Source organism: Streptomyces sp. NPDC088197, assembly GCF_044741185.1.
Taxonomy (GTDB): Bacteria; Actinomycetota; Actinomycetes; order Streptomycetales; family Streptomycetaceae; genus Actinacidiphila.
This window is the reverse complement of record NZ_JBIUSD010000002.1, coordinates 205,909-222,798: the sequence shown is the minus strand read 5'-3', so window position 1 is coordinate 222,798 and position 16,890 is coordinate 205,909. Positions and strand designations below refer to the sequence as shown.

General features: G+C 73.0%; 13 protein-coding genes. All 13 read left to right on the top strand.

The window, feature by feature from the left end:
- The first annotated feature begins 57 nt into the window (after positions 1 to 57).
- The gene (locus ACIOC1_RS05835; RefSeq protein ID WP_401852216.1) at positions 58 to 588 is read left to right on the top strand and encodes a TIGR00730 family Rossman fold protein; all 531 of its coding nucleotides are present in this window, start codon (positions 58 to 60) and stop codon (positions 586 to 588) included.
- The gene (locus tag ACIOC1_RS05830; protein WP_355348071.1) at positions 585 to 1,274 is read left to right on the top strand and encodes an SDR family oxidoreductase; all 690 of its coding nucleotides are present in this window, start codon (positions 585 to 587) and stop codon (positions 1,272 to 1,274) included. The genes ACIOC1_RS05835 and ACIOC1_RS05830 overlap by 4 nt, the downstream gene beginning before the upstream one ends.
- A 377-nt stretch (positions 1,275 to 1,651) precedes the next feature.
- The gene (locus tag ACIOC1_RS05825) at positions 1,652 to 2,866 is read left to right on the top strand and encodes a hypothetical protein (protein WP_391044745.1); all 1,215 of its coding nucleotides are present in this window, start codon (positions 1,652 to 1,654) and stop codon (positions 2,864 to 2,866) included.
- Between the two features lie 93 nt (positions 2,867 to 2,959).
- Positions 2,960 to 3,970, top strand: coding sequence for a methionine synthase (locus tag ACIOC1_RS05820; RefSeq protein ID WP_355348077.1), 1,011 nt, complete (start codon positions 2,960 to 2,962; stop codon positions 3,968 to 3,970).
- Between the two features lie 25 nt (positions 3,971 to 3,995).
- Positions 3,996 to 6,302 (top strand): NAD-dependent DNA ligase LigA, encoded by a 2,307-nt coding sequence (gene ligA / locus ACIOC1_RS05815; protein WP_401852212.1) that lies wholly within the window; start codon positions 3,996 to 3,998, stop codon positions 6,300 to 6,302.
- 222 nt (positions 6,303 to 6,524) lie between these two features.
- On the top strand, positions 6,525 to 8,663 hold the full coding sequence (locus tag ACIOC1_RS05810) for a putative bifunctional diguanylate cyclase/phosphodiesterase (RefSeq protein ID WP_401852209.1): 2,139 nt from the start codon (positions 6,525 to 6,527) through the stop codon (positions 8,661 to 8,663).
- A 212-nt stretch (positions 8,664 to 8,875) separates the two neighbouring features.
- Positions 8,876 to 9,172 (top strand): Asp-tRNA(Asn)/Glu-tRNA(Gln) amidotransferase subunit GatC, encoded by a 297-nt coding sequence (gatC, locus tag ACIOC1_RS05805; protein WP_355348086.1) that lies wholly within the window; start codon positions 8,876 to 8,878, stop codon positions 9,170 to 9,172.
- Positions 9,173 to 9,176: 4 nt separating this feature from the next.
- Positions 9,177 to 10,670, top strand: coding sequence for an Asp-tRNA(Asn)/Glu-tRNA(Gln) amidotransferase subunit GatA (gatA, locus tag ACIOC1_RS05800; RefSeq protein WP_355348089.1), 1,494 nt, complete (start codon positions 9,177 to 9,179; stop codon positions 10,668 to 10,670).
- Positions 10,667 to 10,891: a hypothetical protein gene (locus ACIOC1_RS05795; protein ID WP_355348092.1), complete on the top strand. Its 225-nt coding sequence runs from the start codon at positions 10,667 to 10,669 to the stop codon at positions 10,889 to 10,891. Before gatA ends, ACIOC1_RS05795 begins: the two co-directional genes overlap by 4 nt.
- 29 nt (positions 10,892 to 10,920) lie before the next feature.
- On the top strand, positions 10,921 to 12,429 hold the full coding sequence (gatB, locus tag ACIOC1_RS05790) for an Asp-tRNA(Asn)/Glu-tRNA(Gln) amidotransferase subunit GatB (protein ID WP_355348095.1): 1,509 nt from the start codon (positions 10,921 to 10,923) through the stop codon (positions 12,427 to 12,429).
- A gap of 236 nt (positions 12,430 to 12,665) precedes the next feature.
- Entirely contained in the window at positions 12,666 to 13,328 is a 663-nt protein-coding gene (locus tag ACIOC1_RS05785) for a hypothetical protein (RefSeq protein ID WP_401852205.1), read from the top strand.
- A 161-nt stretch (positions 13,329 to 13,489) separates the two neighbouring features.
- On the top strand, positions 13,490 to 13,711 hold the full coding sequence (locus ACIOC1_RS05780; RefSeq protein ID WP_355348101.1) for a hypothetical protein: 222 nt from the start codon (positions 13,490 to 13,492) through the stop codon (positions 13,709 to 13,711).
- Positions 13,712 to 13,872: 161 nt separating this feature from the next.
- On the top strand, positions 13,873 to 16,884 hold the full coding sequence (locus ACIOC1_RS05775; protein WP_401852202.1) for an AAA family ATPase: 3,012 nt from the start codon (positions 13,873 to 13,875) through the stop codon (positions 16,882 to 16,884).
- Positions 16,885 to 16,890: the final 6 nt, after the last annotated feature.

Genomic DNA, 16,890 nt, shown 5'->3' with positions numbered 1-16,890 from the left:
CGCCGTGAACGCCGATCAGGCCGCAGGAGCGCGCGCGGGCGCCGATACCGTGACCGTATGAACATCTGTGTCTTCCTCTCCGCCGCCGATCTCGACGAGCGGTATACGGCCCCTGCGCGTGAATTCGCCGAGCTGATCGGGCGCGGCGGCCACACCCTGGTCTGGGGCGGCTCGGACGTCGGCCTGATGAAGGTCGTCGCGGACGGCGTCCAGGAGAGCGGCGGCCGGCTGGTCGGGGTGTCGGTGGAATTCCTCCGGTCCAAGGCGCGGGAGAACGCGGACGAGATGGTGACCGCGGTCGACCTCGCCGAGCGCAAGGCGGAACTGCTGCGGCGCGCGGACGCGATCGTCATCATGGTCGGCGGCACCGGCACGCTGGACGAGGCCACCGAGATCCTGGAGCTGAAGAAGCACGGGCTGCACGCCAAGCCCGTCGTGCTGCTCAACAGCGCCGGTTTCTACGACGGGCTCAGGGAACAACTGCACCGGATGGACGAGGAGGGCTTCCTGCCGCTCCCGCTGGCCGATCTGGTGGCCTTCGCCGACACCGGCGAAGAGGCCATGACCTACCTGACGGAGAACGTGTGAGCATCCACCTGGTCACCGGAGCCGGCTCCGGCATCGGCGCCGCGGTCGCGCGCGGGCTGCTGGAGCGCGGCGACGAACTGTGGCTGCTGGCCAGGGACGCGGGCCGGGCCAAGGCGCTGGCCGCCGCCTTCCCCGGCGCGCGGACCCTGGTCGGCGACCTCGCCGAGCCGTCCCGGCTGTCCTGGGCGCTCGGCCACCAGTCGCCGCCCGACCGGCTGGACTCGCTGCTGCACATCGCCGGCGTAGTCGAACTGGGCGACATCGGCGACCTCACCCCGAAGGTGTGGAACGAGACGCTCGCGGTCAACCTCGTCGGCCCCGCCGAGCTGACCCGGCTGTTCCTGCCCCAACTGCGGCTCTCCCGCGGCCATGTGGTCTTCGTCAACTCCGGCGCCGGACTCGACGCGCATGCGCAGTGGGGCCCGTACGCGGCCAGCAAGCACGGCCTCAAGGCCCTCGCGGACGCCCTGCGCCGCGAGGAGCACGCCAACGGCCTGCGCGTCACCTCCGTCTTCCCCGGCCGCACCGCCACGCCCATGCAGGCCAAGGTGCACCAGCAGGAGGGCAAGCAGTACGACGCCGAGCGCTGGATCGCGCCCGAGTCGGTCGCCACCACGGTCCTCACCGCGATCGACCTGCCCCGGGACGCGGAGATCACCGACCTGACGGTCCGACCGGGCCGGTAACGCCTCGGGCGCGCCTGGCGGCGGCGGTGTGCCGCCTCCGGCACGGCTGACGGCGACGGCTGACGGTGACGGCTGACGGCGACGGCGGGGTGCGGGCTGTGGCGGGTGGCGTGCGCCGCGCGTGAGGCCGCCCGGCGCCCCGTCGTACGTCGGCCCCGGACCGGCGCGTCGCGTCTCGGCGGCCGGGGGCGCGTCACGTTTCGGGCGGGCGGCCCCCCGCCCCGCCGGTTTCGGTGGGCTTCCCGCAGGGGGCGGTCGCCCAACCGTGTACTTATGCCGGTCGATTGCTCCGGCGCAGCCGATATCCGACCGCTTTCGTCGCTTCCGCACCTTAAGGTCATCCGCGCCCCACCCCGATCCGAGGGAGCGGACCGACCATGGCCTCTGCCACCGCAGTACCCCGGCCGAGCAGCGCCGGGCGGGACGTACGGACCCGCGCCGAGGCCGCCCTGCGGCTCGCCGCCCCCGCGCTGCTCGGCTACGGCGCCGCCCGCGCCCTCGGCATCGTCCTGCTCTGCTACTTCGCCGAGCGGCGCGGCCGTTCACCCGGCACGGTGCTGTACGGGTCCTGGGACTCGCGCTGGTACCAGGACGTGGTCGAGCACGGCTACGACCGTACGGTCACCGGAGTGCCCAACGCCTGGCACGGCTGGAGCAACCTCGCGTTCTTCCCGCTGTACCCGGCGCTCTGCCGCGTCGCGGACGCGGTCCTGCCGGTCGGCGACGCCAAGGCGTCCTGGCTGGTCTCGCTGACCGCCTCGATGGCCGCGGCCTGGCTGATCTTCCTGGTCGGCAACCGCCTCCACCGGCGGCGTACCGGCGTCATCCTCGCGGTGCTGTGGGGCTGCCTGCCGCACGCGCTGGTCGAGAGCATGGCGTACACCGAGTCGCTGTTCACCGCGCTCTGCGCCGCCGCCCTCTACGCCACCCTGGCCAAACGCTGGGTGTGGGCCGGGACGTTCGCCGCGCTGGCCGGACTCACCCGGCCCACCGGCGTCGCCATCGCCGCGGCCGTCGGCCTCACCGCCGGGCTCGCCGCGGTCCGGGCACTGCGGCAGCCGCGCGAGGGACCCTGGTGGGGGCCGGTCTGGCGGCCCGCGCTCGGCATGCTGCTCGCGCCCGCCGGATGGCTGGCCTTCGTCGTCTGGGTGGGCGTGCGCGTGCACCGCGCCGACGGCTACTTCGCCGTCCAGGAAGCCTGGGGCAACCGCTTCAGCAAGGGCGGCTACCTGCTGCGGCGCTTCCGCTGGGTCTTCCTCGGCCCGCGCGGCAGCGACGTACCCGTCGCCTTCGTCGTCGTCACCCTCGTCGTCGTGGCCTGCTTCGCGCTCTTCGCCTTCAGCCTCGTCCAGCGCCAGCCGCTGCCGCTGCTGCTCTTCAGCGGCGCGCTCCTCGCCGTCCTCACCCTCGGCGCGGGCGTCTACATCGCCCGCGCCCGTTTCCTGCTCCCCGGCTTCCCCCTGCTGATCCCCCTGGCCCGCGTCCTCGCCCGCACCCACCCGCGCACCATCGCCTGCACCCTCTCCTTCGCCGCCGTCGCCTCCGCGATCTACGGAGTCCACCTGTCGCTGGTGTGGAACGGCCCGCCGTAGGGAGGGCGACCGGCAGGAGAGGGTGACCGCCGGAGGAGAGGGCGACCGCCGCGAGGGAAAGCGACCGGCCGCGGAGCGCATACGCTTTCGGACGTGAGTACCCAGACTGACTTCTCCCTGCCCGCGGGCACCGCGACCGGTGTCGGGTCCATGCCGGGCGGCGACGCCCGGGAGGCGGCGCGGGTGGCCGTGGAGGCCACGGCGGGCATGGCCTTCCTGCCCGAGCTGCCCGGCCGGGGCCCCGGCGCCGACATGATCGGCCGGACCCTCGGCATGCTCGTGGACCTCTACGCCCGCGTGGAGCCCAGCGGCTGGCGCTTCGGCGACCGGCCGGGACGGGACTCGAAGCGGGCCACGTCCTGGCTCGGCGAGGACCTGGACGCGCTGGAGGAGTTCACCCAGGGCTACGAAGGGCCGCTCAAGATCCAGGCGGTCGGCCCGTGGACGCTGGCCGCCGGGGTCGAGACCCGCAACGGCGAGGCCGCGCTGCGCGACCACGGGGCCGTACGCGACCTGGCGGGATCGCTCGCCGAGGGCCTGCGGCTGCACGTCGAGGAGGCGCGGCGCCGGGTCCCCGGCGCCCAGATCGTGCTCCAGCTCGACGAGCCGTCGCTCACCTCAGTGCTGCACGGCAGGATCAGGACGGCCAGCGGTTACCAGACCTACCGCGCGGTGGACCGCGCCGTCATCGAGTCGACGCTGCGCGACCTGATCGCGGCGGTCGGCGCACCGGCCGTCGTCCACTCCTGCGCCCCCGAGGTGCCCTTCGGTCTGCTGCGGCGCGCCGGGGTCGTCGGCATCTCCTTCGACTTCGACCTGCTCACCGAGCGTGACTGGGACGACTTCGGGGAGGCCGCGGAAGGCGGCACCGCGCTCTTCGCCGGTGTCGTCGCCGGCAAGGATGCCCCATTGTCGGACCCTGGCGGTAGCGTCAGTGGTGTTCGGGCGCTGTGGCGCAGGCTGGGGCTGGCGCCGGGGGCATTGGGCTCCTCGGTCGCGGTCACCCCTTCCTGCGGTCTGGCGGGGGCCTCTCCGGCCTATGCCCGTGCCGCCCTGGTGCACTGCGCGAAGGCGGCGCGATCGCTCGTCGACAACCCTGAGTGAGGGAAGGGACAGTTTCGTGGCAGCCGTGGACGACGACGCAAGCCGGGGCGAGGCGAGCGCGGCGGAGATCCCCGCCGAGGCACGCGAGGAGCACGCACGCCTCGCCGAGCAGATCGAGGAGCACCGCTTCCGCTACTACGTCAACGACGCGCCCGTCGTCAGCGACGCCGAATTCGACACGCTGCTGCGCCGACTCGAAGCGGTCGAGGAGGAGCACCCGGGCCTGCGCACCCCCGACTCGCCGACCCAGAAGGTCGCGGGCGCGTACGAGACGGAGTTCACCTCCGTCCAGCACCGCGAGCGGATGCTGTCGCTCGACAACGCCTTCGCGCCGGAGGAGCTGGCCACCTGGGCCGAGCGCGTCGCCGCGGAGCTGGGCCCGCCGGACAACACGCACAGCCCGTACCACTTCCTGTGCGAGCTGAAGGTCGACGGCCTCGCGGTCAATCTGACGTACGAACAGGGCCGCCTCACCCGCGCCGCCACACGCGGCGACGGCAGGACCGGCGAGGACATCACGCCCAACGTACGGACGATCGCCGACATCCCCGACCGGCTCGCGGGCGACCGCGTGCCCGAACTGGTGGAGATCCGCGGCGAGGTGTACTTCCCCGGCGAGAAGTTCGAGGAGCTGAACGAGCGGCTGGTCGAGGCGGGCGACAAGCCCTTCGCCAACCCGCGCAACGCGGCGGCCGGTTCACTGCGGCAGAAGGACCCGCGGATCACCGCGAGCCGCCCGCTGCGCATGGTGGTGCACGGCATCGGCGCCCGCCAGGGCTTCGACATCGACTGCCAGTCGCACGCGTACGAGCTGCTGCGCGAGTGGGGCCTGCCGACCGCCCGCTACAACAAGGTGGTCGACTCGCTCGCCGAGGTCTCCGACGTCATCGCCTACTACGGCGAGCACCGGCACGACGTCGAGCACGAGATCGACGGCGTCGTGGTCAAGGTGGACGAGATCCCGCTCCAGGGACGGCTCGGCTCCACCTCGCGGGCGCCGCGCTGGGCGATCGCCTGGAAGTACCCGCCCGAGGAGGTCAACACCAAGCTGGTGGACATCCGCGTCGGCGTCGGCCGCACCGGGCGCGTGACGCCGTACGCGGTCGTCGAGCCGGTCACGGTGGCGGGCTCCGAGGTCGAGTTCGCGACGCTGCACAACCAGGACGTGGTGAAGAAGAAGGGCGTCCTGATCGGCGACACCGTCGTGCTGCGCAAGGCGGGCGACGTCATCCCGGAGATCCTCGGGCCGGTCGCGGACCTGCGGGACGGCAGCGAGCGGGAGTTCGTGATGCCCGCCGAGTGCCCGGACTGCGGCACCGCCCTCCAGCCCATGAAGGAAGGGGACATCGACCTGCGGTGCCCCAACGCCCGCTACTGCCCTGCCCAGTTGCGCGAGCGGATCTACTACCTCGCGGGCCGCAAGTGCCTCGACATCGAGAACTTCGGATACGTCGCCGCGACCGCCCTGACCCAGCCGCTGGAGCCTTCCGAGCCGCCGCTGAAGGACGAGGGCGACCTGTTCGGCCTGGAGATCGAGGAGCTGCTGCCGATCCGCTCCTACGTACTCGACCAGGACACCGGCCTGCCCAAGCGGGACGCCGACAGCGGCGACGAGAAGATCGTCACCTTCTTCGCCAACCAGAAGGGCGAGCCGAAGAAGAACGCGCTGGCGATGCTGGAGCACATCGCCGCGGCCAAGGAGCGCCCGCTGGCCCGCATCCTCACCGGTCTGTCGATCCGTCATGTCGGCCCGGTGGCCGCCGAGGCGCTGGCCCGCGAATTCCGCGACCTGGACCGGATCAAGGACGCCGCAGAGGAGGAACTGGCCGCGGTCGACGGCGTCGGCCCGACCATCGCCGCGTCGGTGAAGCAGTGGTTCGCCGAGGACTGGCACCTGGAGATCATCGAGAAGTGGCGGGCCGCGGGCGTCAAGTTCACCGAGGAGGGCTCGGACGAGGGACCGCGTCCCCTCGAAGGACTCACCGTCGTCGTGACCGGAACACTGGCCGGACACACCCGGGACGGCGCCAAGGAGGCCCTGGTCAGCCGCGGTGCGAAGGTCACCGGCTCGGTCTCCAAGAAGACGAGTTTCGTCGTCGTCGGCGACAACCCCGGTTCCAAGTACGACAAGGCGCTCCAGGTGAAGGTGCCGGTGCTGGACGAGCCGGGCTTCGCCGTCCTGCTCGAACAGGGGGCCGAAGCCGCCAGAGCCGTCGCGGTGAATCCGCCGGAGGCGGCGGAAACGGAGGAAGGTGCCGCGGACAAGCCGGTGGCCGAAGACGTGGAAGCGGCGGACGCCGACGGCACAGAAACGGCCGCCGAATCCGGCTGAATGGCCCTGGGATGTCACCCGTTCGGCCTATATCAGAATACGGCGATCGCCCAGGTCGCATTCCGGGAACCCCTGCCGATCGGTGCCCGAGGTGGCGTGTCGCGGCCTACTGTTGAGAAGCGCGCCCGCCGGGCATGAACCTTCCAGCGGCCTCAGCGGGTCCCACCGCGGGCACCGGCGCGGTGGACCTGCTTGCCACACCAGGCTGCGAGAGGGACGGGCATGGAAACGACGGAGGGCGTCGTAGCGGCGCCGCTGCCCAGCAGCCAGGCCGCGACACCGCTCCCGTGCGCGACCCGGCCGTCGATCCGGATAGGGGTGCCGGCGGTGGCCGGTGCCGCGCTCGTCGCGGGCGTCGTCCGCATGGTCGTCAGCGGCCACGCGCTCTTCCCCGGCGGCACCATCGGCTGGGCCCTGGCCGTACTCACCGGCATCGTTGTCGGCCACCTGGTCGCGATGGGCCGCGACCGCTGGTGGGGCGGCACCGGATCCGGCGCCGCCCTCACCCTCGCCATGCTCCTGCTCTACGGCTGGGTGCCCGCCGTCCTCGTCAGCCTCGCGGTGGTCGTCCTGGTCGGGGCCGCCCGCAGGCACCGCTGGCGGGAGGCCGCCCTGCACGGCGCCATCGACATCCTCGGCATCGGCGCGGGCGCGCTCACCCTCTACTGCTTCGGCGACCACCCCTCCGTCGAGGGCCCCTGGCGGCCCGCCGCCTGGACGCTGTCCGCCGCCCCGGCCATCCTCGTCACCGCGTTGGCCTATCTGACCGCGACCCGGCTGCTGCTGTGGCTCGCGTTCGCCCCGCGCGGCGGCGGCCTGCCCACGGTCGCGCGCACCGCGCTCATCCGGCAGGGCATGGTCGGCGTCGCCCTGCTCGGCATCTCCCCGCTGATCCTGGTCGTCGCCTGCGACATGCCCGTCCTGCTGCCGCTGTTCTCCGTCCCGCTGATCGCGCTGGACTCCACCTTGTGGATCGCGCACGCCCGCGCCGAGGAACAGCTCCGCGACCCGCTCACCGGCCTGCCGAACCGTCAATGGCTCCTGGAACGCGTCCGGTCGGCGCTCGACATCGCCCAGGGACGCGGCGAGCGCAGCGCCCTGATCCTCATCGACCTCGACAAATTCCGCTCGGTCAACGACACGCTCGGGCACCTCGCGGGCGACCGGCTGCTCCTCCAGGTCGCCGACCGGCTGCGGCTCGCGCTGCCGCGCGGCGCCGAGGCCGCCCGGCTCGGCGGCGACGAATTCGCCGTCCTGCTGCCCATCTGCGACTCGCCGACCCGCGCCCAGCGCGTCGCCCGCGCGCTGGCCCTGGCGCTCGGCTCCCCGATCAGCCTGGACGGCCTGACCCTGGTGCTGGAGGCCAGCGCCGGGGTCGCCGTCTTCCCCGACCACGCGGTGGACGCCGAAGGGCTGCTGCGCCGCGCCGACGTCGCGATGTATCAGGCCAAGCTGGACCGCAGCGGCGTCGAGGTCTACGAGGCCAAGCGCGACGGCAACACCCCCGACCGGCTCGGCCTGCTCGGCGACCTGCGCCGCGCCCTGGACGCCGGGGACGTCCAGCTCCACTACCAGCCCAAGGTCCGCTTCGACGGCCAGGTCGCCGGACTCGAAGCGCTGGTGCGGTGGGAACACCCGGAGCGCGGCCGGGTGAACCCCGAAGAGTTCATCACGATGGCCGAGACGTCCGGGCTCATGCCGCAGCTCACCGAGTACGTCCTCGACACCGCCCTCGCACAGGTCGCCCGCTGGCGCCGGATGGGCCTCGAAGTCCCCGTCGCCGTCAACGTCTCGCCCCGCGACGTCCACAGCCCCGGCTTCGCGGGCGCCGTCGCCGCCCGCCTCGCCCGGCACCAGGTCCCGCCGGGCTCGCTCCAGTTGGAGATCACCGAGCACGTCCTGCTCGAAGACCCGCAGCGCGCCGCCGACACCCTCAACGGGCTCACCGGACACGGCGTCAAGATGTCCCTCGACGACTTCGGCACCGGCTACTCCTCCCTGGTCCACCTGCGACGGCTCCCCGTCAGCGAACTCAAGATCGACCGCTCCTTCGTCGCCCGCCTGGTCATCGACAACGAGGACGCCGAGATCGTGCGCTGCACCATCGACCTCGCCCACTCCCTCGGCCTCCTCGTCGTCGCCGAGGGCGTCGAGGACGACGAGACCTGGGAACGCCTTCGTGACCTGCGGTGCGACGCCGTCCAGGGGTGGCTCGTCGCCGCCGCCATGCCTCCCGACGAAGCCACGGCGTGGCTGCGCGCCCGCGGTGAACGAGGGTGGCAGCGGCCTGTCGCCGCGCTGGCGGCGACGCCCGAACCCGAGCCCGAGCATTCGGCTCTGCCGGAGATCCGCCGACCCTGACGCGCCCATGGGCACGGCCCTTGTGCGTCCGCTTGCGCAGGTGGGTACGCCCCTGAAAAGCACCGTCCCGCGTCAGCGCACCGTACCGGGGCCGCGCCCCTGAAAAGATCGGGTTGCCGCGTGCGGGAGGGAAATGGGGTCTGGGGGCGTGCCCCCGGGCCCGTAGGATGAGGGGTCCACCGACATCTCACCCCGCAGAGGATCGCAATCGCATGCCTGGCATCACGCGCGAGGAGGTCGCCCACCTCGGCAAGCTGGCACGGCTGGAACTGTCCGCCGACGAGCTGGACCACTTCGCCGGACAGCTCGACGACATCATCGGCGCGGTAGCCCGCGTGTCCGAGGTGGCCGGCGAGGACGTACCGCCGACCTCGCACCCGCTGCCCCTGACCAACGTCATGCGCCCGGACGACGTCCGGCCGTCGCTGACCCCGGAGCAGGCCCTGTCGGGCGCCCCGGCGCAGGAGCAGCAGCGCTTCAAGGTGCCGCAGATCCTGGGGGAGGACTAAGACCATGACGGACATCATCAGGCTGACCGCCGCTCAGACGGCGGAGAAGATCGCGTCCGGCGAACTGACCGCGGTCGAGGTCACCGAGGCGCACCTGGCCAGGATCGAGGCCGTCGACGAGAAGGTGCACGCCTTCCTGCACGTCGACCGCGAGGGCGCGCTCAAGCAGGCCCGCGCCGTGGACGCCAAGCGCGCGGCGGGCGAGCCGCTCGGCCCGCTGGCGGGTGTGCCGCTGGCGATGAAGGACATCTTCACCACCGAGGGCGTGCCCACCACCGTGGGCTCGAAGATCCTCGAAGGGTGGATCCCGCCGTACGACGCGACCGTCACGAAGCGGCTGAAGGCCGCCGACGTGGTGATCCTCGGCAAGACCAACATGGACGAGTTCGCGATGGGCTCCTCGACGGAGAACAGCGCGTACGGCCCGACCGGCAACCCGTGGGACCTGACCCGTATCCCCGGCGGCTCCGGCGGCGGTTCGGCCGCGGCGCTCGCCTCGTACCAGGCCCCGCTGGCCATCGGCACCGACACCGGCGGCTCCATCAGGCAGCCCGCCGCGGTGACCGCGACGGTCGGCGTGAAGCCCACCTACGGCGGCGTCTCGCGGTACGGCATGGTCGCCTTCTCGTCCTCGCTCGACCAGGGCGGCCCCTGCGCCCGTACGGTGCTGGACGCCGCGCTGCTGCACGAGGTGATGGCCGGGCACGACCCGCTCGACTCCACCTCCGTCGACGCGCCGGTGCCGCCGGTCGTCGAGGCCGCGCGCAACGGCGGCGTGGCGGGCCTGCGGGTCGGCGTCGTCAAGGAGTTCGGCGGCGAGGGCTACCAGGCCGGTGTCGTCCAGCGGTTCAACGAGTCGGTGGAGCTGCTGCGCGACCTGGGCGCCGAGATCGTGGAGATCTCCTGCCCGTCGTTCACGTACGCGCTCGCCGCGTACTACCTGATCGCGCCGTCGGAGTGCTCCAGCAACCTGGCCCGCTTCGACGCCATGCGCTACGGCCTGCGGGTCGGCGACGACGGCACGAAGTCGGCCGAGGAGGTCACCGCGCTGACCCGTGACGCGGGCTTCGGCCCCGAGGTCAAGCGCCGCATCATGCTCGGCACGTACGCGCTCAGCTCCGGCTACTACGACGCGTACTACGGCTCGGCGCAGAAGGTCCGCACGCTGATCACCCGGGACTTCGAGAAGGCATTCGAGAGCGTCGACGTGATCGTCTCGCCGACGACGCCGACCACCGCCTTCCCGATCGGCGAGCGCGCCGACGACCCGATGGCGATGTACCTCGCGGACCTGTGCACCATCCCCGCGAACCTCGCGGGCAACGCGGCGATGTCGCTGCCCTGCGGACTGGCCCCCGAGGACGGGCTGCCGGTGGGACTCCAGATCATCGCACCCGCACTCAAGGACGACCGGCTCTACCGGGTCGGCGCCGCCGTCGAGGCCGCCTTCGTGAAGAAGTGGGGCCACCCCTTGCTAGAGGAGGCACCCCAGCTATGAGCACCGTGAAGAAGAAGGGCAAGCCGGGCACGTACCTGGCCATCGGCAGCACGCTCTTCGCGGCCTTCAGCAACATCAAGAAGGTCCGCACCGCCCGCGGCGAGCAGGACACCCTCCAGTTGGTCGACGGCCTGATCCGGGTGGCCGCGGTGGCCACCGGCGTCGCCCTGCTCATCCGCGAGCTGCGCCAGGCGAACGACGACGACATCCTGACCGGCTGACCGGACGGACTGAGAAGGTAGAGGGAACTGTGACCGTCACGGAGCTGCTGTCCTACGAGGACGCGCTGGCGTCGTACGACCCGGTGATGGGCCTCGAGGTCCATGTCGAGCTGGGCACCAGGACCAAGATGTTCTGCGGCTGCTCGACCGAACTGGGCGCCGACCCCAACTCGCAGACCTGCCCGACCTGTCTTGGCCTGCCCGGCGCGCTGCCGGTGGTCAACGCGGTCGGCGTGGAGTCCGCGATCAAGATCGGCCTCGCGCTCAACTGCGACATCGCGCAGTGGTGCCGCTTCGCCCGGAAGAACTACTTCTACCCGGACATGCCGAAGAACTTCCAGACCTCGCAGTACGACGAGCCGATCGCGTACAACGGCTATCTGGACGTCCAGTTGGAGGACGGCGAGGTCTTCCGGGTGCAGATCGAACGCGCCCACATGGAGGAGGACACCGGCAAGTCGCTGCACGTCGGCGGCGCCACCGGGCGGATCCACGGCGCCTCGCACTCGCTGCTGGACTACAACCGCGCGGGCATCCCGCTGATCGAGATCGTCACCAAGCCGATCGAGGGAGCGGGCGCGCGCGCCCCCGAGGTCGCCAAGGCGTACGTCGCCGAGCTGCGCGAGCTGATCAAGGCGCTGGGCGTGTCCGAGGCCCGGATGGAGCAGGGCCAGATGCGCTGCGACGTCAACTTGTCGCTGCGCCCGCACGGGCGGGAGAAGTTCGGCACCCGCAGCGAGACCAAGAACGTCAACTCGCTGCGCAGTGTGGAGCGGGCGGCCCGCTTCGAGATCCAGCGGCACGCGGCGGTGCTGTCCTCCGGCGGCACGATCCTCCAGGAGACCCGGCACTTCCACGAGGAGGACGGGTCGACGACCTCCGGCCGGATCAAGGAGGAGGCCGAGGACTACCGGTACTTCCCCGAGCCCGACCTGGTGCCGGTCGCCCCGGCCCGTGACTGGGTCGAGGAGCTGCGCGCCGGGCTGCCCGAGCTGCCGCGGCTGCGCCGCAAGCGGCTCCAGGAGAGCTGGGGCATCGCCGACCACGAGATGCAGTCGGTGCTCAACGCGGGCGCGCTCGACCTGATCCTCGCCACCATCGACGAGGGCGCGGACGCGGCGGCGGCCCGTAAGTGGTGGATGGGCGAGCTGGCCCGGCACGCCAACGAGTCCGGCACCGAGCTGGCCGATGTGCCGATCACCCCGGCGCAGGTGGCCAGGGTCGCGGCGCTGGTCTCGGCGGGCGACCTCAACGACAAGCTGGCCCGCCAGGTCATCGAGGGCGTTCTCGCGGGCGAGGGCGACCCCGACCAGGTGGTCGACAAGCGCGGCCTGAAGGTCGTGTCCGACGACGGCGCCCTGGGCGCGGCCGTGGACGAGGCCATCGCGGCCAACGCGGCGATCGCGGACAAGATCCGTGGCGGCAACCTGGCCGCGGCGGGCGCGCTGATCGGCGCCGTCATGAAGCTCACGCGCGGGCAGGCGGACGCGAAGCGGGTCCGTGAGCTGGTGCTGGAGAAGCTGGGCGTGCAGGGCTGAGGCCAGGCCGCCCGCGCGTGCCGGACGGTTATACGAGGGCGGTTCCCGGTGGCGGGGGCCGCCCTCGGCCGTGGGCGGTCCCGTCGCCGTGGGCGGCTCACGTCGCCGAGGGCGGCCTCGGCCGTGCCCGGCGACGTGAGTCGGCCGGGATGTGGACAGTGGATCTCACAGGTTGAGGCGGGCACTCTCAGACGACTCTCAGTCCGCTCTCAGAAAGCATCCCTACGGTGCGGACCATGGAGACCACCAAGCCCCCCACAGTGACCGACGCCGAGAACGAGAGCGGGATTGAGAGCGGGACCGGGACCGAGAGCGGGACCAAGACCGGGACCGAGACCGGGACCGGGACCGCGTCCGCGCAGGAGAAGCCCGGCACCCCCGCCGCGGAGACCGCGGCCGACCTCGAAGTCGTGGACGAGACCGACTACGAGGTGATCGGCGACGGAGCCGACGACGAGGAGGAGGACGACGCCCTCGCCGCGGAGCCCGCGGCGCCGTCCGCCGCCTCCGCCATCGTGACCGGCGCCGCCGCCGTCGCGGGCGCCGCGCTCGCGCTGTCCTCGCTCACCGGCACCTGGCTCAGCAACGTCGTCTCCCAGCGGCAGGGCCTGATCGGCCAGATCAAGACGTCCAGCGGCACCGCCAAGCAGCAGATCGCCGCCGGATACGGCACGCCCTGGCACGCGATCGCCCTGGTCAACGGCATCTTCGCGGTCGTCGCGCTGATCGTCTGCGGCGGAGTGCTGCTGCACCCGGCCTCCCGGGCCCGCGCCGCCCGCGGCCACTGGAGCCAGGCGCTCGCCTGGGGCGGTGTCGTCCTGGCCTTCATCGGCCTGCTCATCGCGGGCGCCATGTGGTTCGACGTGTTCGCCGACCTCCCTACGGTCCCCGCGTCCTGACCCCCGCGCGGTGAGCGTCTAAGGCACCCGCACCCCGTACGGGGCAGCCGTCTAAGGCCCCCTGGGGCCGAGAGTTGCGGCAACTGCCCGATGTGGCGGGACCCCCTTGGAGACGAAGCTTGTGGCAGCGGAACAAGCACATCATCCAAGGGGAGAGACCGATGTTCGCTTACGAACTCCAGCAGGCCCGCCGTGACGACCTCCAGCACCGCGCCGACGCCTGGCGGCTGGCCCGGGACGCCAAGGCCGCCCGCGACGCCGCCCGCAGGAACCGCAGGACCACCAGGACCGCCGCCCGCACCGGCACCGAGGCGGACTCGGCCGCGGAGGCCCCCGCCTCCCCGCGCCCGTCCCGCGGCCGAGCCCGCCACCAAGCCGCATGACTGCGCCGCACCCGGCGCCGGCCCGGACCACCGCGACCGCGCTGCCGGGTGCGCGGGCGCAGGGGCCGACCCCGGCGGGCGGCCCCTCTCCCGCGCCGGGCGGCAGGGACGGGCAAGGCGCCGCCCGGGTAATCGGTGTCGGGGGAAGGCGTGGGCGTGCGATGCTCGGCAGCGTGCAGACGCAGTCGCTGAGTCCCGAGTTCATTGGCCGTGACGCCGAGCTGGCGAAGCTCGGCGCCGCGCTGGCCGCCGCGGCGGCGGGGGAGCCGCAGGCGGTGCTGATCGGCGGGGAGGCGGGGGTCGGCAAGACCCGGCTGACCGAGGAATTCGTGGCCGCCGCGCGGGCGGCCGGCGCGGTCACCGCGGTCGGCGGCTGCGTGGAGATCGGCGCGGACGGACTGCCGTTCGCCCCGATCTCGACGGCGCTGCGCGCCCTGTACCGGGCGCTCGGCGCCGAGCTGACGGCCGCCGCGGCCGGGCAGGAGGCCGAGCTGGCCCGGCTGCTGCCCGAGCTGGCCGAATCCGGCGGCGGCCTGCCGCGCGACCCGCACGACGAGGACGGCCGGGTCCGCCTCTTCGAGCTCACCGCCCGCCTGCTGGAACGGCTCGGCGCCGACCGTACGCTCGTCGTCGTCCTGGAGGACCTGCACTGGGCCGACCGCTCCACCCGCGAGCTGCTGGCGTATCTCTTCCGCTCCCTCCAGCGCGCCCGCGTGCTGATCGCGGGCACCTACCGCGCCGACGACATCCACCGCAGGCACCCGCTGCGGCCCTTCCTCGCCGAGACCGACCGGCTGCGGACCGTCAAGCGCATCGAGCTGCCCCGCTTCAGCCGCGCCGAAGTGCGCCGTCAGCTCGCGTCGATCCTCGGCGCGGAGCCCGCGGACGCCGTCGTGGACGAGGTCTTCACCCGCTCGGACGGCAACCCCTTCTTCGTCGAGGAGCTGGCGTGCAGCATCACCCGCGGCTGCGCCACCGGCATCAGCGAATCCCTCCGCGACCTGCTGCTGGTCCGCGTCGAGGCGCTGTCGGACGACGCCCAGCGGGTGGCGAAATTCGTCGCGGAAGGCGGCAGCACGGTGGAGTACCGGCTGCTCGAAGCCATCACGGGACTGGACGAGGACGCCCTGCTGGACGCGCTGCGCACCGCAGTGGGCGCCAACATCCTGCTGCCCTCCGACAGCGGTGAGGGCTACCGCTTCCGGCACTCCCTGGTCCGCGAGGCCGTCGGCGACGACCTGCTGCCCGGCGAGCGCAGCCGGATCAACCGGCGGTACGCGCGGGCCGTCGAGGCCGACCCGACGCTCGTCCGCGCCGACGAGCGGGCCGCGCGGCTCGCCAGTTACTGGTACGCCGCCCACGACCCGGCCAAGGCGCTGCCCGCCGTCCTGCGCGCCTCCGTCGAGGCCAGGCGGCGGCACGCGTACGCCGAGCAGTACCGGCTGCTGGAGCGCGCGCTCGAACTGTGGGACGACGCCCCCGAGGAGACCCGCGCCGAGCTGCGGCCCGCCGACTACGCGGAGGCGTACCCGGCGTGCGGCTGCCACCCCGACACCCCGCTGAGCCTGCTGGACCTGCTCGCCGAGGTCACCGTCGCCGCCCGGCTCGGCGGCGAGCGGGAACGCGCGCACGCGATGGCCAAGCGGGCACTGCGGCTGATGGACCGCGCCGACAGCGGCGACGACCCGCTGCGCGCCGCCTGGTTCTGGGCGCAGCGCTCCCGCGTCACCGAGGCGCTCGGCCGCGGCGACGGCTGGGACGAGCTGTCGCGCGCCCGCGAACTGGTCCGCGGCCAGCCGCCGTCCGCCGCGCACGCCGAGGTCCTCACGATGATCGCGAGCTGGATCATGGTGCACAAATCCGGCGCCGAGGGCATCGACATCGGGCGCCGCGCCGTCGAGTACGCCCGGCAGGCCGGCGCCCGCGACACCGAACTGCACGCCCGCGTCACCCTCGGCCTGCTCCAGGCCGACGGCGGTGACATCGACGGCGGCATCGCGGAGGTCGAGGAGGTACGGCGGCTGCTCAGCGGCGACCACGCGGTGCCCGGCGCCATCGCCCGCACCTACGGCAATCTGTCCTCCGTCCTGGAGGGCGCGGGCCGCTCCCGCGAGGCCGTCGCCGTCGCCCGCGAGGGCCAGCGGCTGATCGGCGCGCGCGTCTCGCTCGGCATCCGCTCGTGGCTGCTCACCAACGAGGGGGAGTCGCTGATCTCGCTCGGCCGGTACGCGGAGGCCGCCGTCGCCCTCGCCGAGGCGCTGCGGTACGCCGACGGCTCGTATCCGCGCGCGGGCATCGAGATGCACCACGGATTCCTCGCTCTGCTGCTCGGCGACACCGAGGCCGCCGTCCGCTACCAGGCCGCCGCCCGGGCGGGTCTCCTCCACGACACGCAGCCGCAGCACCTCATCCCGAGCCGCACCCTGGCGCTCCAACTGGCCTCGGCCCAGGGCCGGTTCGACGACGCGCGCCGCGAACTCCTCGGCGCGATCGACAGCGGCTTCGCCACCGGGACCACCCGCTTCGCCTGGCCCCTGCTCGCCGCGGGAGCCGCCGCCGAGGCCGACGGCGCCGCCGAACCGCGCGTCCTGGAACGTATCCGCGCCGCCGCCCGCGAGCTGTCCCGGCCGACCCCGCTCGCCGAGGCGTACGCCCTGGTGGTCGACGCCGAACTGGCCCGCGCCGAAGGCCGTACGGAGCCCGACCTGTGGGCCGCCGCCGCGCTCGCCTTCGCCCGCCAGGAACGGCCGTACGAACTGGCCGCCGTACGCCACCGGCACGCCGAGGCGCTGCTGGCCGCGGGGCCCGAGGGCCGTGAGGAGGCCGGGTGCCTGCTCGCGCAGGCGTACGCGACGGCGGACGCCTTCGCCGCGCGCCCCCTGCGCGACCGGATCACCCGACTGGCCCAGCGCGGTCGCCTGCCCCTGGACAGCCCCGCGCCCCCCGCCGCGGACCCCGTCGAATCCCTCGGGCTCACCGCCCGTGAACGCGACGTGCTCCGCCTGGTCGCCGACGGCCTCACCAACCGTCAGGTCGCCGAAGTCCTGTTCATCTCACCCAAGACGGCGAGCGTCCACGTCTCCAACATCCTCGCCAAGCTCTCGCTGTCCACCCGCGGTGAGGCCGCCGCGCTGGCCCACCGGCTGAACCTCTTCGCCCCGGCGGCGTCCTGACGCCGC

Excerpts from the sequence above, each read along its gene's own strand:
- ACIOC1_RS05810 (WP_401852209.1), top strand. The coding sequence starts at position 6,525 with ATGGAAACGACGGAGGGCGTCGTAGCGGCGCCGCTGCCCAGCAGCCAG.
- ACIOC1_RS05785 (WP_401852205.1), top strand. The coding sequence starts at position 12,666 with ATGGAGACCACCAAGCCCCCCACAGTGACCGACGCCGAGAACGAGAGC.
- ACIOC1_RS05825 (WP_391044745.1), top strand. The coding sequence starts at position 1,652 with ATGGCCTCTGCCACCGCAGTACCCCGGCCGAGCAGCGCCGGGCGGGAC.
- ACIOC1_RS05775 (WP_401852202.1), top strand. The coding sequence starts at position 13,873 with ATGCTCGGCAGCGTGCAGACGCAGTCGCTGAGTCCCGAGTTCATTGGC.
- gatC (WP_355348086.1), top strand. The coding sequence starts at position 8,876 with ATGCCTGGCATCACGCGCGAGGAGGTCGCCCACCTCGGCAAGCTGGCA.
- ACIOC1_RS05780 (WP_355348101.1), top strand. The coding sequence starts at position 13,490 with ATGTTCGCTTACGAACTCCAGCAGGCCCGCCGTGACGACCTCCAGCAC.
- ACIOC1_RS05835 (WP_401852216.1), top strand. The coding sequence starts at position 58 with ATGAACATCTGTGTCTTCCTCTCCGCCGCCGATCTCGACGAGCGGTAT.
- ACIOC1_RS05795 (WP_355348092.1), top strand. The coding sequence starts at position 10,667 with ATGAGCACCGTGAAGAAGAAGGGCAAGCCGGGCACGTACCTGGCCATC.
- gatA (WP_355348089.1), top strand. The coding sequence starts at position 9,177 with ATGACGGACATCATCAGGCTGACCGCCGCTCAGACGGCGGAGAAGATC.